Here is a 23,286-nt window from a genome sequence, read left to right on the forward strand (position 1 = left end):
GCCGATACATCCATTGCTCGGTCAGGAAAATGCGCGCAAAACGGTGGCTTTATTTCGTCCCTCACTCGACTTTCTGGGACTCCACCCAATCGTGCCCCAACACGCGCGTGTGTACAGGTTTATCGAGTCAACTGCCTGTCGTACCTGATCCCGTCATTTCTTGACACTGCGTCAATGGCATCTGCGCGCAAAGAACGGATGTGTGCTGGCCGCGAGGAGGAGTTTGAAATGTCTGAACAAACAACGGCGCGCACGTCATGGACCGTGGAGCTCGACGCTATCGCGCGTTCTGGTGACCTCGTCCTGCTGATCGCCTTGTGTGTGTCCACTGTTCTTGCGTTGGCGGTCGGCAGTTATTACGGCGATTCGGTCCTCGCATTAGCGGTTAGTGCTCCGGCGTTACTCGTGGGCGTGGGTGCATTCGCCATGGCGCGCGGCAGCGTGGCGAGCCGTGTGCTGTTGACCGTGTGCAATGTCGCACTGGTGGCGTTGCACATCCAGTTGGCACGCGGCACCGTGGAGTTCCACTTTGGCGTTTTTGTGCTGCTTGGCTTGTTGCTGGTCTATCAGGACTGGCGGGTGCTTGTTCTTGCCGCCACGCTGTTCGTGGTTCATCACTTCCTGTTCGACCGGTTGCAGGCTCTCAGCTTTGCGGTCTACTGTACGGCCACGCCAGACCTGTGGAAGATGGTGCTTCATACCACCTATGTTGCGGGGCAGACTGGCATCGAGATGTATCTCGCGGTCTGTCTGCGCCGGGGTGCGATCGAGGCAGCCGAGTTGCAAAAGGTTGTGCACGCCATCGACCATGACGGCCAGCTCTGTCTGGACGTCGCTGCGGTGGAGGTGAGCGCGCCGACGGCCCGTTTGCTGAAGGCTGCAATCCAGAAGATGCAGACGGGTATGCGTGAAGTGAGCGCTGCCGCTGCCTCAATCGAAAATGCTGCATCCGAAATTGCACTCGGCAATCTGTATCTCAGTCAGCGCACTGAAGAGCAGGCGTCCAGCCTGCAGACGACCACGGTTTCCATGGAACGCCTGACTGGCTCTGTAACGGATACAGCACGTACCGCCGGAGAAGTCGCTGAACTCTCGGGTGCCGCGTCGGCAGCGGCTTTTGCTGGCGGCGAAGCGGTGGGCCGTGTCGTCGCAACAATGCAGGAGATTTCGCAAGCCTCGGCGCGTATCTCGGACATCAGTGGTGTGGTCGACAGCATCGCATTTCAGACCAACATCCTTGCCCTGAACGCGGCTGTGGAGGCTGCGCGTGCGGGTGCGCAGGGCCGGGGTTTCGCGGTCGTCGCGACCGAAGTGCGCTCACTCGCGCAGCGTTCGGCCAGTGCCGCGAAAGAAATCAAGGAGTTGATCGGCGATAGCACGGGCAGGGTCGGCTTCGGCGTCGAAATCGTCAACGAAGCGGGCGGCCGGATCGACCACGTGGTGCATCAGGCGAGGCTTGTCAGCGAACTGATCGGAACCATCTCGCAGAGTAGTGGCGAGCAGACGACAGGCATCACACAGGTCAGTGCAGCAGTGATGCAACTTGAAGCTGTGACGCAGCAGAATGCGGCGCTCGTCGAGCAGAGCGCTGCCGCAACGGAGAGTCTGAGGGGGCAGGCCGCCAGGCTGAATGCCGTGGTCAGCACTTTTCAGCTTTAAACCGGTCATTTCTCTCGCAGACTTTGGGTATTGGCGACTCCTCAATATCGAGCGATTGCCGGAGAACGAACTCAAAATTGATCGCAGATGGGTCGGAGATCTTGCACGCGATACCGAAGACGCAACAAGCGCGTTCGCGATGGTTGCACCTGAGGCGACGCTTAGCTTGAATATGGTAGTGGAGGGTGGGGAACAGCAGGTGCCAGCAAGAATGTCTGACGTTATGTTCCACGCACCAATCCGACGATGCCAGTCTCAACGCTCTCGAAGTGCGATGCGAAGTGTGTCAAAGTAACACCTCTTTACTCGTGAGCGACTCCGCATGACCACGCTACCGATTGCCGACCGATGGTTTGAACTCAAGCGCATCAGCGACGACATCACCCTGCTTTGGGAACCTCACGTCGTGCCGCTGATGCGCTGCAATATCTGGCATGTGCGCGGCCGCGACCGGGACCTGATGATCGACACCGGAATGGGTATCGTCAGTCTGCGGGATACGGCCAGGCACCTGCTGCAGAAAAATGTCACTGCCGTTGCGACGCACACGCATTCGGATCACGTCGGCGGACATCACGAGTTCGAACACACGCTGGTTCACGAACTGGAGGCAGAGAACCTGCGCTCGCCGCACGAGCCAGGCACGCTTCTGGCGTCGGTATTGGGCGACGCAGCAATTCGCCGGTATCGCGATGCAGGTTATCCGTTCGACGGCGATCTGATCACGGCCCTTCCCAGCGCTGATTACTCGATGTCCGACTATCGCGTGCGGGCCGCGACGGTCACGGAAATCGTCAGGGAAGGGAACATCGTCGATCTCGGCAACCGGCATTTTGAAGTCCTGCATCTGCCTGGCCACTCACCCGGCAGTATTGGCCTGTGGGAAGCGGCATCCGGCACGCTGTTCTCGGGCGATGCGATCTACGATGGCCCGCTCCTGGACGAGATAGGCGGCGCTGATATTCCCACTTATGTGCGCACGATGAAGCGCTTGCGTGAATTGCCCGTGCAAGTGGTCCATGCAGGGCACGACGGGAGCTTCGGACGAGAACGACTGGTCGAACTGGTCGATGCGTATCTGGCTAAGCGTACCTGATCGCTAGCGGGGGCGGTGGTTCGCTGTGTTGCCTGCTGGATTTCGCTTGAAGGAATTGGTCGGCGTATGCCGGACACCATCCGACATTGGACTGCCAAAGCGGAACGACTGCTTTCCGGCGTGCAAACGACATCGGACATCTGTCTGCGACAGCGGGGATTCTCTCAACAGGTAGCAAACCGCGGAATCTTGCTGCGAGAGTCGTCACTGCCAAGAAGAGTAATTCGACGTGCGGCTGCGCAAGACTGCGCTCGCGCGAGACGGCGATCAGCGCAAGGACGTCGTTGTAGCTTTCGCGACGCATTGATGAACTCATTTCATAGGTGTTTGCCGATTCCAGCGCCTAGTCGCAGACAAAGGGACACGTTAGATTGCAGATGCGGTGCAATGCCTATTTATCCCTGTTGTCTATATTGCGACTGGAGCCGGGAGAACAGCGCGTCCCGCCGGCATCGAACGGTGTCGCGACGATCGAATGATTTCAATGCGGACTGAGCTACCGGAGGGCACGCCGATGAGGATGGTTGCTGTGGTGATGCTGTCGTTGGCGCTTGGTACTGCGGCCTGCTCGCCGCTCGAAAGGAAAACGGATATGACTAGTCTGGATCGCTCACCCTCCGCGACATCGTTCGCCGGAATGCGCAACGTTTCACCCGCGCTTGAGCGCTATACGAACGATGTAGTGCTGGGTGATCTGTGGAAACATCCACACCTGTCCCCACGAGACCGTAGTGTCGTGACGCTCTCCGTGCTGATTGCCCGCAATCAGAGCGCAGAGTTGCCGTTCTATCTCGATCTCGCGCTCGAAAGCGGACTCAAGCCCAGCGAGATTTCAGAGATCCTCGCGCATCTCGCGTTTTACTCCGGTTGGGCGAACGCCACCGCTGCTGCGAAAGTAACGAATACCGTATTTGAACGACTTGGAATCACCGCCGCACAGTTGCCGGACGCGACTGTCGAGCTTCTTCCTCTCGACAAGGCTGCAGAGGCCCAGCGAGAAAGCACGGTACAGCAGAACTTCGGCAGGGTGTCGCCAGGGGTCGTTCAGTTCACCCGCGACTCGCTGTTCAATGATCTGTGGTTGAGACCCGGTCTGGCACCGAGGGATCGCAGTCTTGTCACCGTGAGCGCTCTGGTCGCAACAGGACAGGTCGGGCAACTCACCTATCACCTGAACCGCGCCATGGATAACGGCTTGACCGCGGAACAGGCGTCGGAAGTCATGACGCAGCTGGCCTTTTATGCTGGCTGGCCAAATGTCTTTACGGCGCTGCCCGTTGTGAAGGACGTCCTTGCGCGACGCCCGGGTTGATTTCGCGCCATCCAGCGTGCCGCAGCAATCGATCGATATAGCCGAGGTATTCGAATGACACTAAACCAGATGACTGAGACACTGGATGGTGCCACGCGGCTGTTTCCGATCATCGGCGATCCGATCAGATTCGTTGCCAGGGCTTTGCGGAGTCGACGCTCTACGCGGTGGAGAGCGTTTGGGAGGCGGAGTTTGCAGTTGTCTCGTGGGTGCTTGGGTCCGTCAATCGCAGCTGTAGCGGAAGCTGTCGTCGAGGGCGACCGGCAATATCAGCGTGCGTAAATTCGCGGCTCGCGCCGACTGACACAGCGCATCGCGAGCGCCATTCGTGTTTTGAACGTATTGCGTCGCGTATTCGGCGTTGAACACCGCTTTGCCCGTTGCCTGGAAAGCGGTGTAGTCGCTGCACTCGTCATACTGGTGACACTGCTCGTTGATCGCGAAGTCGAAGCTCGCGCCAAGCGTGCCGATCTGGTCGGTGTCGTTCTTGAGCGCGACGGCGAGGCCACGCATGTGCGCTGCGTTCGCGAGGAACAGGTTGTAGTCGGCTTGCGTTGCGCTGGTCAGGGGAAATCCGGGGTTGTTGGTGTAGCCATCGACGTTGTCCGGCTCGACGCCGTTGCACCCTTTGCTGAGCGCGAGGTCGAGTCTGGCCAGCATGATGTTGCGGACGTTGGTGGAGCGAGTGTCGACCCAACGCTCGCCGGCCCATCCGTCCAGGTCGTTGCCCAGATCGGCGGCCTGAAAACCGGCGTAGTCGGGGCGCCAGTTTTCCGCGCTGCCGGCGGAGAAATAGCAGACGACCTTGCGGCCCTGGGCCTTCAGGCTGTCGATGGTCGCTTGCGGCGCGTCGAACAGATCGATGTCATAGACCTGCACGTGGTACGAGGTGTCGATCGTACCGCTCAACTGCCATTGCCACGTGTCGCTGGCAGCCGGGACCCATTGCGCGGCTGACGTCGTGGCCGTCGCTGCCGTGGTGGGGGTTGCCGAAACGGTGGACGAGCTGGACGCGGCAGTCGCCGACGAGCCGTCTCCACCCCCTCCACAACCTGCCAGCACGGCCGTTACCGCGATCCAGAGCATTGCCATTCGCATCGTTCTTTTCATGTGGCTAAACCAGCGTATTTTGGTTTGTCGCGCTGCCTGGGCTGCGGCGTGTCGAGTCGCTTTCTGACACGTGTGGCCGCGTACCACTTGTGCGTCATCTGAATCAGGTGAAGAAAGACGGCACCGTACGTATGAACGCCATAACGGCCTCTCGATGCGTAACTTTAATTTGCAGGATGCTGGCATGCGTCTGACCCTTTGAACAGCTGAGCGAGTCCACAAATAAAACTGCGCATCGCGCCATGCCGCTGGCGCGCTAAAGATATGCGTATCGGATGCCGTTATTGCGCCAAACCAGGCCAACATCGAACATGCGAGCGCTCAAGATCCGCAGTTCGAAAAAAATCGACTTTTCCGGGGAATCATCTTGAATCAGCAAAAAACCTCATGGTCCCGTACGGCCGCGCCTGGCGAAGTCATCTACTCGGAAGGCTTCGCAGGCGAGCCGGTCATCTACGTGATTGCCGAAGGCAAAATCGAAATATCCACCCACTGTGACGAGAAGAAGGTCGTCCTCGCGACGCTGGGGAAGGGCGAGTTCTTTGGTGAAGCATCGTTGTTACCCGCCGAACCGCGCGCCCACACCGCGAAAGCAACCAGCTTCTGCCAGTTGACCGTCATCGCGACAAGTCTCGTCGAGGAAGAACTGGAGCGTGCCTCACCGCTTCTGCGCCACATGATTCGTACGCTGATACGACGCACGAAGAAAAAGGACGATCTTCTTGCGACCTACACGCATGCTGATTTCCTGCCGGGTGTGCTTTCTTACGCGCATGTTCTGGCACTGATGGCGAATCAGGAGTCGGCCGATTCAATCGATGCGCGTGGCCGCCGCTCGCCAGGCGATGAGTCAGCGGTGCCGTTGGCGGACGTGATCAAGAAGTTTCACGCAATCGCGGGTCACTCCAGGCCGCACGTGATGACCATGCTCAGGCGGATGGAAAAGCTCAACCTTGTCACGCTCGAGCCAGGCGGCTCCGAGCGCGTGGGGGTGTCGTCCGCACGCTACTCGGCTCGGGATGGCGCGACGAGCCGTCAGTTGGTCACGTTCGACCGTATGCGCATCACCGAGCGGGCGCAACAGGTTGCAGATGCAGATCTGGATATTTCCATCAGCAGTGAACTTGAGCTGATCGAGCTTACGGATCTGGAGGCACTGATTGGTGTCGAGAAGCAGGTCATTCTGAACAAGCTCTCCCACGGTGAGATTGCGGAGGATCTGTTCGCATTCCGTAAGACCAAGGTACTGAATTACGTGGAAGAAAAGGGCGTTGCCTATTTTTCGCGACGTAACATGCGCAGCGCAAGCGATCTGAAGACTCTCGATGATCTCGAGTCAGTCGACCAGCGCACGCTGTTCGAGGCCATCAGCGCCTTCGATACCTATGACCTTGCCAAGTTGCTGGCTGCGATCGACGGCCTGCCGGTCGCTGAACGCCTGATGTCGGCCATGACTGAGGCGCGGAAGAAAGAGGTGTCGTGGGTGATGCGACGCGACATCAAGATCGATCCGCTCGAAGTCGCGGAGATTGAAGAGCGCTTCGTCGAAGCGGTCCGCGCGATCAAATCACCCGCTGTCAGCGCAACCTCGCGCGCAGCGGTGGGCGCGTAACCTGTAACGCGTAACACGTGACTCATGCGAAGCGACCCGATTGAGCTCTGGTCGCGATTTACCTCGCCGCCGTTTGAGAGGACGTATGGATTTTTTGACGCTGTTTGGTGTGGTGTTTGGTGCCTCGGCGATCGTTGCCGGATTTACCCTTGAGGGTGGACACTTCGCGAGCCTGCTGCAGTTGCAGGCGTTCGTCATCGTGTTGGGCGGCACGCTTGGGGCGGTGATGATCCAGAACACCTGGGCGCGATTCTTTGATGGCATAAAGCAACTGCGTCTCGCCTTCGTGAAGGTGAGACCCGTCGACCAGGAAAGCCTGTCGGTGCTGCTCGAGTGGGGAGATCAGGCGAAACTCAACGGCATGATGGCATTCGAGTCAATCGATACTGCCGGCATCAACCCGTTTGCAAAGCGTGGGCTGGAGTTACTGGCGAACGGCGTTTCAACGACAGTCCTCGACGACGCGTTGCAACGCGAACTGGATGCGTATCAACGCAACCATATGACGGCGGCACGTATATGGCAGCAAGCCGGGGGCTACGCGCCGACGTTCGGCATTCTCGGTGCCGTGCTCGGTCTGATTCAGGTGACCAGCCATATGCTCGAGCCGTCGCAGCTGGGGCAAGGTATCGCTGTCGCTTTCGTGGCGACGCTCTACGGGCTCGCGCTGGCAAACCTGGTTTTCCTGCCGCTCTACGGGAAAATCCGGGCACAGGTGGATACTGAAATGCGTTTCAGATCCCTATACCGTGATGGTTTGCTGGCGATCTCGCGGAAGGAGTCGCCGCATACGATAGCAACCCGACTCGCCGGCGACGTTCGTGAACGATCCGCTGAGCTACTGGGCTAGCCTGCGTTGGCCAGTGGCAGGCGTCCGATTTGACACTCAATGAGAGCAGGCTTTACCTCGATGAATGCCTCCCCTGACAGCAAGCGCCTGGCGGCGAACAAGACCGGCTACGACGACGATACGGAGGAGCACGCCGGACGTTGGCTCATCTCGTACGCAGACCTCATTACCACCTTGATGGTGCTATTCCTCGCGCTGTATGTGATGCAGTTGGCCAGGTACCGGGAACTCGAACTCAAGCTGCTGGAGCGACAGGTTGTCAGTCAACGAACGACGGCAAAGCCCATCGCAGCGCCCACCGAGGCGGCAGCACAAGCGGTTGCCACGAGGCAGCGACTGCTTTCGCTGCTGGAGCCTCTACGCGCCAGCCAACAGATTTCGATCACTAGCGCGCCGCAAGGCGTTGAGATTGCCATCAACGCGAAGATCCTGTTCAACTCGGGCGAGGCTCACCTGTTGCCTGAATCGTCGGGGGTACTGAACAAGGTTGCTGCGATCCTGAGAGACCATTCGACCCGGGACATTCTGGTGGAAGGTCACACCGACAGTGTTCCCATTTCGAATTCGAAGTACGAGTCGAACTGGGAACTTTCGTCGGCGCGAGCAGGGGCCGTAGTACGGTTCTTTGCTGGTGAAGGCGTTGAAGCCCATCGGATGGCTGCGGTGGGTCGGGCTGACAATTTTCCGCTCGTCATTGGCGATGACCCGACTGCGAGGGCCGCCAATCGTCGCGTGACGATTTTGGTAGAGGACTGAACGGGCTTCGAGGTGGGCAGTTCGTTGGATTGAGAGAAAAGATGCCCAGACCTGACGGTCTGAGCGAAGCCATCGAGAACTCGATGGCGGAGGTATTTGAAGCGAAACAGTGTGCGATTTTGACCAAACCGGAAAGCGGGTCAATTCATTGCAAGGCGACGCGCAACGGTGCAGTGCGCGCCGCACGACCTGCTGGCGGCCAAATCAATCGCCAGCAAGTCGCCGGTCCTATTGCCTAGTGGCCACGGTAAAGCGTGCTCGAGCCGCTAAATGCCCGGACGCCAGGTGCACCCGAGTCCGACGAGCCACTTGCGACGCCGCCGACGCCGGTTGCGCCGTTTTCCGCAGCTACCTTGGCTTCAGCAGCTTGAGTCTGTACCGGATAGCTGGTGTGGTCACCTTCGCCCGGACGCCAGCCAGTCTGCTCCAGTTGCACGAGTTGGGCACGCACTTCTGCACGAGTCACAGGCTGGTTCGATTGCGCGAACACGGCAACCGGAGCAGCAAGGGCGGCAGCAACAACGACAGCTTGAATAAGGGACTTCATGATCGAAACCTCCAGACTTTGTTTATCCTGCTACGAACAGACCTGTTCGCGATTCAGTGACTCAAGTCTAGGCAGATATCGGCTTAGGGTAAATACTTAGATAATGAAATCACCTTTCTCGCAAATCGCACAATCGAACCGGTTGATGCGCGCGGCCTCGACAATGTCGGCCTGTTGTCCATTCGCCGCCCGCGTGGTTCTGCCTCAGTCGGTCAATTCCCGATGCAAGGCCCGATATTCTTGCGACAGTTTGTGCCCCGCATCGAGGTGAATGAGCGGGGTTGCCTGCTGATGCGACTCACGGATTTTCACGGAAGAAGATAGCCGTGAAGCCAGAACCGGCAAGCCCTCGCTGACAAGCTCATCGACCAGCTTTTGGGGCAGGCTCGCCCGAGGCTGAAACTGGTTGATGACAATCCCCTCTACTTCCAGTGCGTCGTTGTGATCCTGCTGGATCTCCTTCACGTTCTCCAGCAACGTGTAGAGCGCGCGACGGGAAAAATCATCACAGTCGAACGGAATCAGGCAACGCTCGGCCGCGATCAACGCGGAGCGGGTGTAGAAGTTCAACGCAGGGGGCGTGTCGATATAGATCGCGTCATACATGTCGAGTTCGTTCAGCGCGTCACGCAACTTGTAGATCTTGTAACGGGATTCGAGTTTGCCATGCAACGCGTCCAGATCAGGATGAGCGGGCATGACGTCGAGGTTTTCATACCGCGTGCCATGAATGAACGACGTGACGTCTACAGGCCTGAAGCTGAACGTCAACGCGGTTTCAAAGAAACCGGCAACGGTGGGCGTGGCCTCGTCCACTTGCGAGCCAAGAAGGTATTGGCTCGAATTCGCCTGAGCGTCCAGGTCGATGACCAGTGTGCGGATGCCTTCGCTGGCGCTGATTGCCGCCAGGTTACAAACAATGGTCGACTTACCTACGCCACCTTTCTGATTGAATACGACGCGCCGCATGTTCTCCCCTTGGACGGAGGTTGCCGAAAAGCGATCAGCATACCTGAGCCAGCCTGCAGGATTAAATGCGATGGGCTATTTTCTCGCAGGAATAATTGGGCTGGCGAGGGGCGAAGCCCGCCGTCGTCAGAGAATGACGTAGATCTTCCGCATGGTTTCATCGACTTGCCACAAGCCTTCGGTATTGGCCTCGAAAAACAGCGTGTCGCCGCCACGAAAGTGGACGGCGCTTTCTCCGTCCGGGGTGAACGACCCCGAGCCGGACAGAAGATGCATCACTTCGGCCTGCTGAACCACGCGACGATAGGTGCCGGGCGAGCATTCGAACACACCGGTGTCGACGGCCTCGCTGCCCGCAATCACGTACTGCTTGCCCGATACGCGCACCCCTGGCTGTCCGGGAAGGGCGGCGGTGCCCCAGTCCTCGAGTCCGCCAAGTTCGACGGCCTGTTTGATCTGCTGTACTTTCACGTTTCGTTATCCTGTGTGTTGACTCGGGGTGAGACTTATTCCAGTCCACCCTGGCAGAGATATTTGATCGACAGATAATCGTCGAGGCCATATTTGGAGCCTTCACGGCCATAGCCCGATTCCTTGACGCCGCCGAATGGCGCTGCTTCCGATGCGAGCGCGCCTTCATTGATCCCGACGATGCCGGCCTCCAGTGCGCGCGACACGCGCTCGATACGGCGCAGGTCCTGGCTGTAGAAATACGATGCGAGGCCGAACGGCGTGTCGTTCGATGCGTCGATGGCCTGCTGTTCGGTATCGAAACGGAATAGCGGCGCAACCGGGCCGAAGGTCTCCTCGCCGCACAACGCCATCGTCGAACCCACGTCGCCGAGCACGGTTGGCGCGAAATAGTTCGGGCCCAGTTCGGCAAGGCGTCTGCCGCCGGTCAACACGGTTGCGCCGTGCGCGACGGCATCGTCGACATGGCGCGCGATCTTGTCGACGGCACGCGCATTGATCATCGGGCCGATCTGCGACGCGGGATGGCTGGCAGGACCGACGCGCAGTTCTGCAACCCGTGCGCACAGCATTTGCGCAAAACGTTCATAGACACCCGACTGCACGTACACGCGGTTCGGGCAGACGCAAGTCTGGCCGCCGTTGCGGAATTTGGCGGCGAGCAGGCCGGTGACTGCGGCGTCGAGGTCTGCGTCGTCGAACACGATGAACGGTGCGTTGCCACCCAGTTCCAGCGACAGCTTCTTCAGTGTTCCCGCCGATTCGCGCGCAAGGTGCTTGCCGACTGGCGTCGAACCGGTGAAGGTGATCTTGCGCACGCGCCCATCGGCGAGCCAGTCCGCCACCGCCTCGACGGTCGATTTCCGGGACGCCGCGATCAGATTCAGGGCACCCTTCGGCACACCGGCCTCGTGCGCGAGATGAACGAGGGCGAGCGCAGTCAGCGGCGTGTCCTCGGCGGGCTTGGCGACGACGGTGCAACCCGCCGCGAGTGCAGGGGCGATCTTGCGCGCGATCATCGCGAGCGGGAAATTCCACGGTGTGATGGCCGCGACGATACCAATGGGCTCCTTCACCGCGCTCATCCGTTTGCCGCGTTGCTGCGCGGGAATCAGGTCGCCGTAAATGCGCGTCGCTTCATCGGCGAACCACGCGACGTACGACGCGCCATAGGCGACTTCACCGCGCGCTTCGGCGAACGGCTTGCCCTGTTCGAGCGAGATCAGCGCGCCTAGCGCGTCCTGCTGTTCGAGGATCAGCGCGTGCCAGCGATGCAGCACGGCAGCACGCTCTTTCGGCAGACGGGCACGCCAGTCCGGTAGCGCGCGGGCGGCGGCATCGGTGGCGGCGCGGGCGTCGGCGGCAGCGCTATCGGCGACTTCGACGAGCAGCGCGCCGGTCGCGGGATTCGTGACCGCGAAGCGCCGGCCGCTTTGCGCGGGCACCCATTGGCCATTGATGAAATTGTCTGCGCGGATCAACGCGGCGGCTTGCTCTTCCAGTGTCATGATCGACTCCACTTTTCATCACGCTTTCAATCGATGTGTGCTGCAGCGGCGCGCTTCGCGAGTTGCGCGGCGATCGCCGTGCCGACTTCACTCGTCGATGCGTTGCCGCCCAGGTCGCCGCTGCGCGGGCCTTCCTTGAGCACTTGCACGATGGCTTCCAGCATCGCATCGTGTGCGGCGCGCTCGACTCCTGCGCCGTTGCCAAGGAAATCGAGCATCATCGCCGCCGACCAGATCATCGCGACGGGATTGGCAATCCCCTTGCCGGCAATATCCGGCGCGGATCCATGGACCGGCTCGAACAGCGAAGGGAAGCGGCGCTCCGGATTCAGATTGCCCGACGGCGCAATGCCAATCGTGCCCGTGCAGGCGGGACCGAGATCCGACAGGATGTCGCCGAACAGATTGGAGGCGACGACCACATCGAAGCGATCCGGGTTCAACACGAAGCGTGCGCAGAGGATGTCGATATGCTGCTTGTCCCACACGACATCGGGATAATGTGCGGCCATTTCAGCGGCGCGCGCATCCCACCACGGCATGCTGATCGAAATGCCGTTGCTCTTGGTGGCGACCGTGATCTTCTTCTCGCGGCGCGCGGCCAGATCGAATGCGAACTTCAGCACGCGTTCGGTGCCGTGGCGCGAAAAGATCGCTTGCTGCATGACGATTTCGCGCTCCGTGCCTTCATACATCGTGCCGCCTACCGACGAATATTCGCCTTCGGTATTTTCGCGCACGATCATGAAATCGATGTCGCCGGGTTTGCGGCCCGCGAGCGGCGACGGCACGCCGTCAAACAGGCGGGCAGGGCGCAGATTGATGTACTGGTCGAACTCGCGGCGGAATTTGAGCAGCGAACCCCACAGGGAAATGTGGTCGGGCACCTTGTCGGGCCAGCCCACCGCGCCGAACAGGATCGCGTCGCAGCCTTCGAGTTGTGCCTTCCAGTCGTCGGGCATCATCTGGCCGTGTTGCGCGTAGTAATCGCAACTCGCCCATTCAATGTGCTGATAGTGGATCTCGATGCCAAAGCGCTGGCAGGCCACATCGAGTACGCGCAGGCCTTCGGGCATTACTTCCACGCCGATGCCGTCGCCAGGAATGACAGCGACGCGATAACTGCGAGTCATAGCGAGTTCTCCTCATTGAGCGTGCCCGCATGGCACGCGCTAAACGACGAGACTCATTCTATGCGGGTGTTCACCGCATAAAAATCTGCATTTGACTTGCGAACGCCGCATGCATTCTGAAAAACGCACGCGAACAGAATGCGTGCATTAAGCACTCAGAACGAGTACTTAATGATGATTCGGCGAGAAGAGCGTTTCGAGCGGGTAATGCGTCTTGATGAAGGGCGTTTTGATGATCACGTAGCTGAAGTATTTTTCGATGCCGATATCCCGTTCGAGCAGGCCTTCGACAATGCTCTGATAGTGACCGACGCTGCGCGTGACGAACTTCAGCAGGTAGTCGTAGCCGCCGCTTGCCAGATGACATTCGACGATTTCGTCGATGTCGCGAATCGCCGCCACGAACTTGATGAAGTCTTCGCGACGGTGATCGGCAAGGGTGACTTCGGTGAACACGATCTGCACGTCGCCGAGCTTTTCGAGCTGGATCTGCGCGCCGTAACCGACGATATAACCGGCTTTTTCCAGCCGCTTGACGCGGATCAGACAGGGACTGGGTGACAGTCCCACTGCGTCGGCAAGCTCGACGTTCGTAATACGGCCTTTCTTTTGCAGTTGCGAAAGAATGCGCAGATCAATCCGGTCGAGTTTGCAGTCGCTGCTCATGGCTTTAATTCTGTCTAGCGATCGGAAATTGTCCTGATCGGGCACGGCGATGTTATCACGAAGTTATGCGGCTGCGCGGCTCGCTCCCCGAAGCGCGGCGCGGACTTCCGCTTCGTTCAGTACATCGTCGAGCGTCTGTTTCAAACGTTCGAACATCAGCGCAAATTCGGCCTCCGAATAGCACAGCGCAGGCGCAAAGCCGAGAATGTTGTCGCCGAATGCACGGAACACAATGCGATTGCGATAGGCCGCCGTTGCGATGCGTTCCGACAGCTTCAACGACGCGTCGAAACCCTGCTTGCTGTCCTTGTTCGACACGAGTTCGAGTGCGCCGAGCAACCCGCGATGCCGCGAATCGCCCACCAGCGGATGGTCCAGCAGCGCGTCGAGCCCGGCGGCGAAATGCGGCGCCATGGCCTGGCCGTTCGCGAGCAGACCGCCTTCGTGATAGAGGCGCATGACTTCGAGTGCGATCGCCGCACTCACCGGATGCGCAGAATACGTGTGACCGTGCCCGACAATCGCCGTGCTGCCGGCGTGGCCGGCAATCCCCTGATAAATCGCGTCCGACATCAACACCGCGCCCATTGGCGCGTAGCCCGCGGTCAGGCCTTTCGCGACCGTCATCAGATCGGGTTCGACCTGCTCGCCCTCGCAGGCGAAAAGCGGGCCGGTGCGGCCGAAACCGGTGATGACCTCATCCGCGACGAACAGGATGTCGAGCCGGCGGCAGGCCTCACGCATGGCCTTGAGCCAGCCGGCCGGCGGGACGATGACACCACCCGAACCTTGAATCGGCTCGCAAAAGAAGGCGGCGACGTTATCTGCGCCAAGCTCGGCAACCTTCGCTTCGAGCGCCGCCACGGAAGAGGCGATCAATGCCTGCGAATCGCTGCCGTTCGGTCGACGATAAGCATACGGCGATGGCAGATGGTGCTGATTCGGCAGCGGCAGATCGAAATGTTGATGGAACGCGGGCAACGCCGTCAATCCGGCACCCACCGAGGAGGACCCGTGATAGCCGCGTTGCAGCGCGATCATGTGCTTCTTGGCAGGCCGGCCGGTCGCATTGTAGTAGTGCGTGATGAAACGGATCGCCGAGTCGATCGCATCCGAGCCGCCCAGCGTGAAATACACGTGCTGCAGTGAAGCCGGGGCGATCGAGACGAGTTGTTCGGCTAGCTGGATCGCGGGCTCCGAGCCGAAGTGGAAGTAGCTGGTCGCATAGGGCAGGCGCGTCATCTGTTCGGTGGCTGCCTTGACGATGCTGTCCTGACCGTAGCCGGTATTGACGCACCAGAGCCCGGAGAACGCGTCGAGCAACTCGTTACCGTCGATATCGCGCAGGAAAGCGCCATGTCCGGATTCGAGCACGGTGACGCCGCGCGCTTCGTGCGCGCGGTAGTTGATGACTGGATGGATCAGGTGCTTGCGGTCGGCTTCGATGAGCGATTGATTCGACATGGTGGGTATCTCGTCGCGGGGTGGACTGCGGGGTGGACAGTTGACCGATCCATACTATCCGCTCCCCGCTATCGGCTGCGTCGCCAAAAAAAGTCTGAAAAAGCGCAGGCGCCGCGTTTTAAGCCCCATGTGCAGCATTTTGTGCTGCACGCGCTTAAAAGCCCTGCCTGTATGGCGGCACAGCCATCGCGCGCGTGATCGTCGCAGTGAGCGCCGCAACTCGCCTGGCAATACTCAATAACCGCGCTCAACTACCGCGCTCAATAACCGCGCGTGCGGTCGATCGCGCCCCGCATCGGCTCGCCGGCGCGATAGCGGCGCAGATTGTCGAGTACCGCATCGACCGCGGTATCGGGCTGCGTCGCGCTTGCGACGTGCGGGGTGATGCGCACGCGCGGGTGATCCCACAGCGCATGGCTGGCGGGGAGCGGCTCCGGATCGGTGACATCGAGCACGGCGTTGCGCAACTGGCCGCTTGCGAGTGCGTCGAGCAGATCGGCGGTCACGAGTTGCGGACCGCGTCCGACGTGAACCAGCGAGGCGCCCGCCGGCAAAACGTCGAACACGCGTTGGCCGAGCAGGCCGCGGGTCGCGTCGGTCAGCGGCAGCAGGCAGACCAGCACATCGCAGCGGGCGAGAAAGGTGTCGAGCGTGGCTTCGCCGGCAAAGCATTGCACGCCGTCGATCTCGCGCGGCGAGCGGCTCCAGCCCGCGCAGGCAAAACCGAACAGGCGCAGTCGCTCCAGCACGGCGGTGCCGAGCATGCCGAGCCCGAGGACGCCCACCCGGCGCGTCGCGGCGGTGCGCACCGGCAGCGGCTTCCAGACGCGCCCGCGCTGCTGCAGGGCATAGTCGAACAGATCGCGATGCACGGCCAGCACGGCTTCGGTCACATATTCGACCATGCCGTCGACGATTCCCGGCTCAATCATGCGCACGACCGGTAGATGCGCCGGCACACGCGTCAGGTCGAACTGATCAACGCCGGCGGCCACCGAGAACACGATCTCCAGATTCGGCAGCGTTTGCGCCAGATCATCCGGTTGCCACGCGGCGAGATAGCGGATGCCGGCCGGATCGCCGATGTCGGGCCAGATACGGAACGGCAGTTCCGGCGCGAGCTGCGCGAAGCGCGCGGCCCATTGCGCGCCGCGAACCGGGTCGGCTTTATAGAGGAAGGTCATATGCGCAGCGTGCCTACAGCATGGCCTGGTTAACGATGCCGAACTGGCGGAAATGTTCATCGGGTGCGGCCTGGTGGCGGCCCGGATCGTCGTTGCGGACCATCTTCACCACCGTATCGACGCGCGGGATGCCGAGCCCGATGAGCCAGTCGGTGAGCCCGCTGCCAGCCGGCACGTCGATGCGGATGAACGCGCCTTCGTTGAGCGCCAGCCAGTGGCGGATCAGCGCCTTGGCGCGGCTCGAATCCGGAGAATCGGCCGCGATCACCGGGCCGATCGTGTAGCCGCGCCCGAAGCGCCGGAACAGCGAGAAGCCGAGCAGTTCGCCGTCGCGATCCAGCGCGATGCCATCCGCGCTTTGCCTCAACGCACTGAGCACGGCGTCCCGGTCGAGCCCGGTCGCACGCGAGGCCAGCGCAATCAGTCGCGGCGTGTCGTTGATGCCGAGCGGGCGCAGCCGTTCGCCGGCCGGCAGTGAGACGAGCGGCGGCTGGAACACCGCGCCCTGATGCTGATCGAGCGCGCCGCAGGCCCGGAAGCCGAGCTTTTCGTACAACGGCTCGCCCGCCGGGGTGGCGTGCAGGAAGGTGACGCGGCTGCCGGTTTCTTCCAGGATCAGTCGCATCAGCTTTGCGCCGATGCCGCGCCCCTGGTGCTCCGGCGACACGATCACCATGCCGAGCGTCGCGCGGTCCGCGCCGAACTTCCAGCACAGCGCCGTGCCGATCACCACACCGGCCTGCTCCGCGACGAAGCCGCTGCCGGCGTCGGCGGCAAAGCGCCAGTCTTCCGGCCGGTGCGGCCAGCTCACGGCCGTCGACAGGCCATGGGCGGCGGCAATGTCGTCAGGGGTAAAGCGTCGGTAGGTCAGGGCCCCACTTTCCGATGATCCAGACACGGCGAACTCCTTCGTTTTGACGTCACGCTGTCTCGCGACTGTCGCACTTCGGCTGCGTGCTTAATAGGACGATCTTTCTATCTTGCCCAGTTCGCGGTCCCGCTGCGTCGAGACGATGCAAAACAGCTGTCCAACCCGTCTGAACGCGCGGGTTGTGCTGAATTGGCATTTTTGTCGGCGGCATATATCAGTCGTGTGACTTTACGATTGATGTCAGGACGCAGCCCCGCCACGCTGCCGCAGCGCCTGTCCCGGGCGCAGCCGCCACGGAGCGCATGCTGCGCCGCACGGCAATTCGTGCTGCGCGAGCCGCTGAAAACCGCCGAATCGAATGGTTGCAACGTCCCGATTGCGACAACAGGCACTTTTTTGGGGTGCTTAAATCAAGTTGAGCGCCGCGCACGCCGGACGCCGTGACCAGATCTACCCTTGTTATTGTTAGGAGCAGTTCGCATGAAGGACGACGAAGTCAAAAATGGTTTCAGCCGCCGCGACATGATGCGCGTGCTGGCTGCGGGGAGCATGCTCGCGACCGGCGCGGGTGGACTGCTGGGGGGCGCCAGATCGGTATTCGCCGCGCCAGCGCCGGCGCCGAAGAAAGGCGGCACGATTCGCGTGGCCTACGACGTGGGCTCGACGGCCGACACGCTCGACCCGGCGAAAGGCTCGGCGGGCTCCGACTACATCCGCTATTTCATGTTCTACAGCGGCCTCACGCAGCTCGACGAAAGCCTGACGCCGCAGATGAATCTGGCCGAAGCGCTCGACACGCGCGACGCCAAGGTCTGGGTCATCAAGCTGCGCAAGGGCGCGACCTTCCACGACGGCAAAGCCCTCACGCCCGCGGACGTGGTGTACTCGCTCAACCGCCACAAGATTGCCGCGACGGCATCGAAGGTGAAAACGCTGGCCGACCAGTTCGCGGAGATCAAGGCGAGCGGCCCGAACGAAGTGACCCTGACGCTGACGAGCCCCAACGCCGATCTGCCGGTGATCCTCGCGACGCCGCAGTTCGTCATCATCAAGGACGGCACCACCGATTTCACGACGGCGGTCGGTACCGGTCCCTACAAGGTCAAGACCTTCAAGCCGGGTGTGACGACCGTGGGTGTGCGCAACAACAGTTACTTCAAGCCGGGTCTGCCGCATCTCGACCAGATCGAACTCATCAGCATCAGCGACAACGCCGCACGGGTGAACGCGCTGCTGTCCGGCGACGTGCACCTGATCAACTCCGTCGATCCGCGCTCCACGCAGCGCATCGCGTCGACGCCGGGCTATGCGGTGAAGGAAACCAAATCGGGTCTTTATACCGATCTGATCATGCGCCGCGACAATACGCTCGCGGGCAACCCTGATTTCGTGCAAGGCATCAAATATCTGTTCGATCGCGACCAGATCCGCTCGGCCGTATTCCGTGGCTATGCGGTGGTCGGCAACGATCAGCCGATTCCGCCGGGCCATCGCTATTTCGATGCGTCGCTGCCGCAGCGTCAGTTCGACCTCGACAAGGCCAAGTTCCATCTGCAGAAGGCGGGTGCGCTCGGTCCGGCGTTGCCGCCGATCTATGCCACGGCCGACGCGAACGGCTCGATCGAAATGGCCGAATTGCTGCAGCAAACGGGCGCGAAGATCGGCGCGAACATCACCATCAATCGGGTGCCCACGGACGGTTACTGGTCGAATCACTGGATGAAGCATCCGCTGGGATTCGGCAGCGTGAATCCGCGTTCGAGCGCCGATGTGCTGTTCACGCAGTTCTTCAAATCGGATGCCGCGTGGAACGAGTCGGGCTGGAACAATCCGAAGTTCGATCAGCTGCTGATGTCGGCGCGTTCGGAAACCGACGAAGCCAAGCGCAAGCAGATGTACGGCGACATGCAGGTGATCGTGGCGGATCAGGGCGGTATCGGCATTCCTGCGTTCATCAGCCTGCTCGATGCCTACGACCAGCATCTGCAAGGGCTCGGCTCGATCCCGAGCGGCGCGATGATGGGCTTCTCGTTCGCCGAACACGTGTGGTGGAACGCCTGATGTAACGCAGTAGCCGCATTGCGGCAAACCTGACCCGCGCGTGCCGTGTGCGCCGGGTCAGTCCGGCGCCCCCCACGCGCCGGTTCCGGCAGGTGTCATTTTCAGGAGATCTGGACGATGAACCAGAACATAGCCGCACTGATAGTCCGACGCATCGCGGTAACGGCACTCACACTGCTGATCGTGTCCGCGATCATCTTCACGATCACCAACCTGCTGCCGGGCGACGCCGCGCAAGCCGCGCTCGGGCAGTCCGCGACCCCCGAAACGGTCGCGGCGCTACGCCTGCAGTTCGGCCTCGATCAGCCGGCCTATCTGCGCTACGCGCACTGGCTGTTCGGGCTCCTGCACGGCAACTTCGGCGTATCGCTGTCGGACAACTTGCCGGTCTCGGAGCTGATAGAAGGCCGTCTGCCGAAATCGCTGATCCTCGCCGCCATCACGACGGCGGTCTCGGTGCCGATCGCGGTTTCGTTTGGGATTCTCGCGGCGGTCAATCGCAATTCGCTGATCGATCGCGTCGTCAGTCTCGGCACGCTATCGCTCGTCGCGACGCCTGAATTCCTGATTGCGACGATTGCGGTGCTGATTTTCGCGGTGAAGCTGCACTGGCTGTCGGCGCTCTCGTACGGCGGCGAAATCGATAACTTCAACCAGTTCCTGCGCGCCTATGCGATGCCGGTGCTGACGCTGTGCGCGGTCGTGATTGCGCAAATGGCGCGCATGACGCGCGCAGCGGTGATCGAACAGATGGGTTCGTCGTATGTGGAAATGGCCGTGCTGAAAGGCGCGAGCCCCGCGCGCGTGGTGTTGCGTCATGCGCTGCCGAACGCGATCGGTCCGATCGCCAACGCGATTGCACTGAGCCTGTCGTATCTGCTGGGCGGCGTGATCATCGTCGAGACCATTTTCAACTATCCGGGCCTCGCGAGCCTGATGGTCGATGCGGTCAGCAACCGTGACTTTCCGCTGGTGCAAGCCTGCACGCTGCTGTTCTGTCTCGGCTATCTGGTGCTGGTGCTGCTGGCCGACCTGTGCGCGATCATCTCCAACCCGAGGTTGCGCACATGAACTTCAACCGACCCTTTCCGCAGGAGGTGCGGCCCATGACCACGCCCGATCTCGTTCAACGCAGCAGCGCCTTGCCGCCCGGTACGGACGGTCCGCAGCCGTTCGGCGGCGGTCCGACGCCGCCGGCCCAGCCGCGCCCGGCGCGCCGCCGCTCGCTTGCCTCGCGCATGAGGCTGTCCACGGGCGGCTGGATCGGCTTCGGCATGGTGTGCCTCGCGCTGTTCGTCGCGGTGTTTGCGCCGTTGATCGCGCCGCACGAGGTGGGCTCGATTGTCACCACCGACGTGTTCGCGAGCTTCAGCGCGAAGCTGCCGCTCGGCTCGGACTATCTCGGCCGCGACATGCTGAGCCGCATCATCTACGGCACCCGGCTGACGGTGTTGCTGTCGCTCGCGGCGGCGCTGCTGGCCGCCGTTACCGGCACGACGCTCGGTCTGCTCGCCGCCGTCGCGGGGCGCGCGATCGACGAAACGATGAGCCGTCTGCTCGATGCGATCACGTCGATTCCTTCCAAGATGTTCGCGCTGATGATCGTGGCCGCGTTCGGCTCGTCGTTGACGCTGCTGATCCTGACCGCCGCGATCAGCTATATGCCGGGTTCGTACCGGATTGCGCGTTCGCTGGCGGTCAATATCAGCCAGCTCGAATACGTGCAGGTGGCGCGGGCGCGCGGCGAAAGCGCGCTGTATATCGCATGCGTCGAAATGCTGCCGAACATGCTGCACCCGATGCTGACCGATACCGGGCTGCGCTTCACCTTCGTCGTGCTGCTGCTGAGCGGCCTGAGCTTCCTCGGTCTGGGCGTGCAACCGCCGTTCGCGGATCTCGGCTCGCTGGTGCGCGAAAACATCGCCGGGCTCGGCGATGGCGCGCCGGTCGTGATCATGCCGGCGCTCGCCATCGCCATCCTGACGGTCGGCGTGAACCTGCTGATCGACGGTCTGCCGCATCGCGGCGGCAAAAGCAAGGTGGCACGCAGCGCCGACGGAGGTCATTGATGAAAACGAAACTGAAGACGAAACCGGCCACGCCGGTCGATCCGGCCTCGCGCAACCTGGTTGAAGTACGCGGACTGCGCGTGGTCGGCAGCCGTCCGGGCGAGCCGGATACCACGATCGTGCACGACATCGATTTCGACGTGGCGTGCGGCGAAGTCCTCGCGCTGATCGGCGAATCGGGCTCGGGCAAGACCACCATCGCCTTGTCGCTGATGGGACATGCGCGCAGTGGTTGCCGGATCGCGGGCGGTTCGATCCGCGTCGGCGAAACGGACGTGCGCGCGCTGTCGCCGAAGGGGCTCGCCTCGTTGCGCGGCCGCACGGTCGCCTATATCGCGCAGAGCGCGGCGGCCGCCTTCAACCCGTCGCGGACGATTCTCGATCAGGTGATCGAGAGCGCGCTGATTCACGGCACGCTAAGCAAGCGCGCTGCCCAGGCCAAGGCCATCGACCTGTTTCGCGAACTGGCGTTGCCCGAGCCGGACACGATCGGCAAGCGCTATCCGCACCAGGTCTCCGGCGGCCAGCTGCAACGTCTGATGGCGGCCATGGCGCTGATCACCGATCCTGAACTCGTGATTCTCGATGAGCCGACCACGGCACTCGACGTCACCACGCAGATCGATGTACTGATGGCATTCAAGCGCGTCATCAAGAAGTGCGGGATGACGGCGGTTTATGTGTCGCATGATCTGGCGGTGGTCGCGCAGATGGCCGATCGTATTCTCGTGCTGAGCGACGGTGCGGTCCGCGAGGCGGGCGAGACCGAACAGATCCTGCATGCACCCGCGCATCCGTACACGCAGAGCCTGATCGCGGCGGTCACGCCGGATGGCGCATCGACCCCTTGCCACGCGCACAGCGAGGCCGCCAAGGACACGCAAGCGGCCGCCGGTGCCTCGACGCCTCTGCTGGAAGTGCGCCGCCTGATGGCCGGCTATGGCCGCCGCAACGCGAAAGGCTGGCCCGCCAAACCGATCCTGACCGACGTCGATCTGAAGATCGGCCGCGCGCAGACGGTTGGCGTCATCGGCGAATCGGGCTCGGGCAAGACCACGCTCGCGAAGGTGATCGCCGGGCTCGTGACGCCGTCCGGCGGCAATCTTCTGCTGGATGGGCAACCGCTCGCGGGCGACCTGAACAGGCGCACCAAAGATCAGTTCCGCCGCATCCAGATCGTGTTCCAGAACGCCGACACCGCCCTGAATCCGGTGCACAGCGTGGAACGCACCCTGGCGCGGCCGCTTGCGTTCTATCACGGCATGAAGGGTGCGCGCGCCAGGGCACGGGTGGCGGAACTGCTGGAACTGGTGCGGCTGCCGGCGTCGGTGGCGTCGCGCTGTACGGCGGAGCTGTCGGGCGGCCAGAAGCAGCGCGTGAATCTGGCGCGCGCGCTCGCGGCCGAACCCGACCTGATCCTGTGCGACGAAGTCACGTCCGCGCTCGATACGGTCGTGGGTGCGGCGATTCTCGATCTGCTGCGCGATCTGCAGAAGAAGCTCGGCGTGTCGTATCTGTTCATTACGCATGACATCGCCAAGGTCCGCGCCATCAGCGACGACATCGTCGTGCTGTATGCCGGTCATCGCGTCGAGACAGGCAATCGCGCCGCGTTGTCGGCGCCGCCGTTCCATCCGTATTCGCATCTGCTGGTGTCGTCGGCGCCGGAGTTGCGCGCGGGCTGGCTCGATGAAGCGAGCGAACGCTGTCACCGCGAACTGACGCCCATCGGGCCGTCGAACGACAGTCCGGAGCTGTGCACGTTCGTCTCGCGCTGTTCGATGCGCATCGACGGTGTATGCAACCGGACCACGCCAACGCTGCGCACGCTCGAAAACGGCGCCCAGGTGCTGTGTCATGGCAGCGAGGCTGAACTGATCCGCTTCCAGGCGCCACTCGAACCGCTGTCGGTGGAACATGTGGAGCGCGCCTGATGCGGGGAAGCTGG

20 protein-coding genes are annotated in these 23,286 nt (G+C 61.7%); 10 read left to right on the forward strand and 10 right to left on the reverse strand.

Annotated features, from left to right (window positions below):
* Window positions 1-228 precede the first annotated feature (228 nt).
* The 3 genes from P3T43_RS13850 (at window position 229) to P3T43_RS13860 (ending at window position 4,067) form a co-directional block, all read left to right on the forward strand.
* Window positions 229-1,659, forward strand: a complete 1,431-nt coding sequence (locus P3T43_RS13850; protein WP_429281611.1) for a methyl-accepting chemotaxis protein — start codon at window positions 229-231, stop codon at window positions 1,657-1,659.
* 322 nt (window positions 1,660-1,981) lie between these two features.
* On the forward strand, window positions 1,982-2,755 hold the full coding sequence (locus P3T43_RS13855) for an MBL fold metallo-hydrolase (RefSeq protein ID WP_429281612.1): 774 nt from the start codon (window positions 1,982-1,984) through the stop codon (window positions 2,753-2,755).
* 514 nt (window positions 2,756-3,269) lie between these two features.
* The gene (locus P3T43_RS13860) at window positions 3,270-4,067 is read left to right on the forward strand and encodes a carboxymuconolactone decarboxylase family protein (RefSeq protein ID WP_429281613.1); all 798 of its coding nucleotides are present in this window, start codon (window positions 3,270-3,272) and stop codon (window positions 4,065-4,067) included.
* A 222-nt stretch (window positions 4,068-4,289) separates the two neighbouring features.
* On the opposite strand, the gene P3T43_RS13865 is transcribed toward P3T43_RS13860, so the two are convergent.
* Window positions 4,290-5,159 carry an endo alpha-1,4 polygalactosaminidase gene (locus tag P3T43_RS13865; RefSeq protein ID WP_429281614.1) on the reverse strand — a complete coding sequence of 290 codons (870 nt, stop codon included), beginning with the start codon at window positions 5,157-5,159 and terminating at the stop codon, window positions 4,290-4,292.
* Window positions 5,160-5,544: 385 nt separating this feature from the next.
* Between P3T43_RS13865 and P3T43_RS13870 the strand changes: the two genes are divergently transcribed.
* The 3 genes from P3T43_RS13870 to P3T43_RS13880 all read left to right on the forward strand — a co-directional run bounded on the left by P3T43_RS13870 (window position 5,545) and on the right by P3T43_RS13880 (window position 8,395).
* Window positions 5,545-6,789 carry a cyclic nucleotide-binding domain-containing protein gene (locus P3T43_RS13870; protein ID WP_429281615.1) on the forward strand — a complete coding sequence of 415 codons (1,245 nt, stop codon included), beginning with the start codon at window positions 5,545-5,547 and terminating at the stop codon, window positions 6,787-6,789.
* 85 nt (window positions 6,790-6,874) lie between these two features.
* Complete coding sequence (locus P3T43_RS13875; protein ID WP_429281616.1) at window positions 6,875-7,639, forward strand: flagellar motor protein; 765 nt, start codon at window positions 6,875-6,877, stop codon at window positions 7,637-7,639.
* Window positions 7,640-7,699: 60 nt separating this feature from the next.
* On the forward strand, window positions 7,700-8,395 hold the full coding sequence (locus tag P3T43_RS13880) for an OmpA family protein (RefSeq protein ID WP_429281617.1): 696 nt from the start codon (window positions 7,700-7,702) through the stop codon (window positions 8,393-8,395).
* 235 nt (window positions 8,396-8,630) lie between these two features.
* On the opposite strand, the gene P3T43_RS13885 is transcribed toward P3T43_RS13880, so the two are convergent.
* The 9 genes from P3T43_RS13885 to P3T43_RS13925 all read right to left on the reverse strand — a co-directional run bounded on the left by P3T43_RS13885 (window position 8,631) and on the right by P3T43_RS13925 (window position 17,235).
* Window positions 8,631-8,942, reverse strand: coding sequence for a DUF4148 domain-containing protein (locus tag P3T43_RS13885; protein WP_429281618.1), 312 nt, complete (start codon window positions 8,940-8,942; stop codon window positions 8,631-8,633).
* Window positions 8,943-9,146: 204 nt separating this feature from the next.
* The gene (locus P3T43_RS13890) at window positions 9,147-9,911 is read right to left on the reverse strand and encodes a ParA family protein (protein ID WP_429281619.1); all 765 of its coding nucleotides are present in this window, start codon (window positions 9,909-9,911) and stop codon (window positions 9,147-9,149) included.
* Window positions 9,912-10,037: 126 nt separating this feature from the next.
* On the reverse strand, window positions 10,038-10,382 hold the full coding sequence (locus P3T43_RS13895) for a cupin domain-containing protein (protein WP_429281620.1): 345 nt from the start codon (window positions 10,380-10,382) through the stop codon (window positions 10,038-10,040).
* A 35-nt stretch (window positions 10,383-10,417) separates the two neighbouring features.
* Window positions 10,418-11,890, reverse strand: coding sequence for an NAD-dependent succinate-semialdehyde dehydrogenase (locus P3T43_RS13900; protein ID WP_429281621.1), 1,473 nt, complete (start codon window positions 11,888-11,890; stop codon window positions 10,418-10,420).
* A gap of 26 nt (window positions 11,891-11,916) precedes the next feature.
* Window positions 11,917-13,023 carry a tartrate dehydrogenase gene (locus P3T43_RS13905; RefSeq protein ID WP_429281622.1) on the reverse strand — a complete coding sequence of 369 codons (1,107 nt, stop codon included), beginning with the start codon at window positions 13,021-13,023 and terminating at the stop codon, window positions 11,917-11,919.
* 168 nt (window positions 13,024-13,191) lie between these two features.
* Window positions 13,192-13,689, reverse strand: coding sequence for an Lrp/AsnC family transcriptional regulator (locus P3T43_RS13910; RefSeq protein ID WP_429281623.1), 498 nt, complete (start codon window positions 13,687-13,689; stop codon window positions 13,192-13,194).
* Window positions 13,690-13,752: 63 nt separating this feature from the next.
* Window positions 13,753-15,153, reverse strand: a complete 1,401-nt coding sequence (locus tag P3T43_RS13915) for an aspartate aminotransferase family protein (protein ID WP_429281624.1) — start codon at window positions 15,151-15,153, stop codon at window positions 13,753-13,755.
* Between the two features lie 260 nt (window positions 15,154-15,413).
* Window positions 15,414-16,337 (reverse strand): 2-hydroxyacid dehydrogenase, encoded by a 924-nt coding sequence (locus P3T43_RS13920; protein WP_429281625.1) that lies wholly within the window; start codon window positions 16,335-16,337, stop codon window positions 15,414-15,416.
* Window positions 16,338-16,350: 13 nt separating this feature from the next.
* Window positions 16,351-17,235: a GNAT family N-acetyltransferase gene (locus tag P3T43_RS13925; RefSeq protein ID WP_429281626.1), complete on the reverse strand. Its 885-nt coding sequence runs from the start codon at window positions 17,233-17,235 to the stop codon at window positions 16,351-16,353.
* 453 nt (window positions 17,236-17,688) lie between these two features.
* On the opposite strand from P3T43_RS13925, the gene P3T43_RS13930 reads away from it, so the two are divergent.
* From P3T43_RS13930 to P3T43_RS13945, 4 genes are all read left to right on the forward strand, one after another.
* The gene (locus P3T43_RS13930; RefSeq protein WP_429281627.1) at window positions 17,689-19,269 is read left to right on the forward strand and encodes an ABC transporter substrate-binding protein; all 1,581 of its coding nucleotides are present in this window, start codon (window positions 17,689-17,691) and stop codon (window positions 19,267-19,269) included.
* Window positions 19,270-19,386: 117 nt separating this feature from the next.
* Complete coding sequence (locus P3T43_RS13935; RefSeq protein ID WP_429281628.1) at window positions 19,387-20,340, forward strand: ABC transporter permease; 954 nt, start codon at window positions 19,387-19,389, stop codon at window positions 20,338-20,340.
* 35 nt (window positions 20,341-20,375) lie between these two features.
* Window positions 20,376-21,338, forward strand: coding sequence for an ABC transporter permease (locus P3T43_RS13940; RefSeq protein ID WP_429281629.1), 963 nt, complete (start codon window positions 20,376-20,378; stop codon window positions 21,336-21,338).
* Window positions 21,338-23,272, forward strand: a complete 1,935-nt coding sequence (locus P3T43_RS13945; RefSeq protein ID WP_429281630.1) for an ABC transporter ATP-binding protein — start codon at window positions 21,338-21,340, stop codon at window positions 23,270-23,272. Before P3T43_RS13940 ends, P3T43_RS13945 begins: the two co-directional genes overlap by 1 nt.
* Window positions 23,273-23,286: the final 14 nt, after the last annotated feature.

The sequence above is a fragment of the Paraburkholderia sp. GAS41 genome (genome assembly GCF_050436545.1).
Lineage (GTDB): Bacteria > Pseudomonadota > Gammaproteobacteria > Burkholderiales > Burkholderiaceae > Paraburkholderia.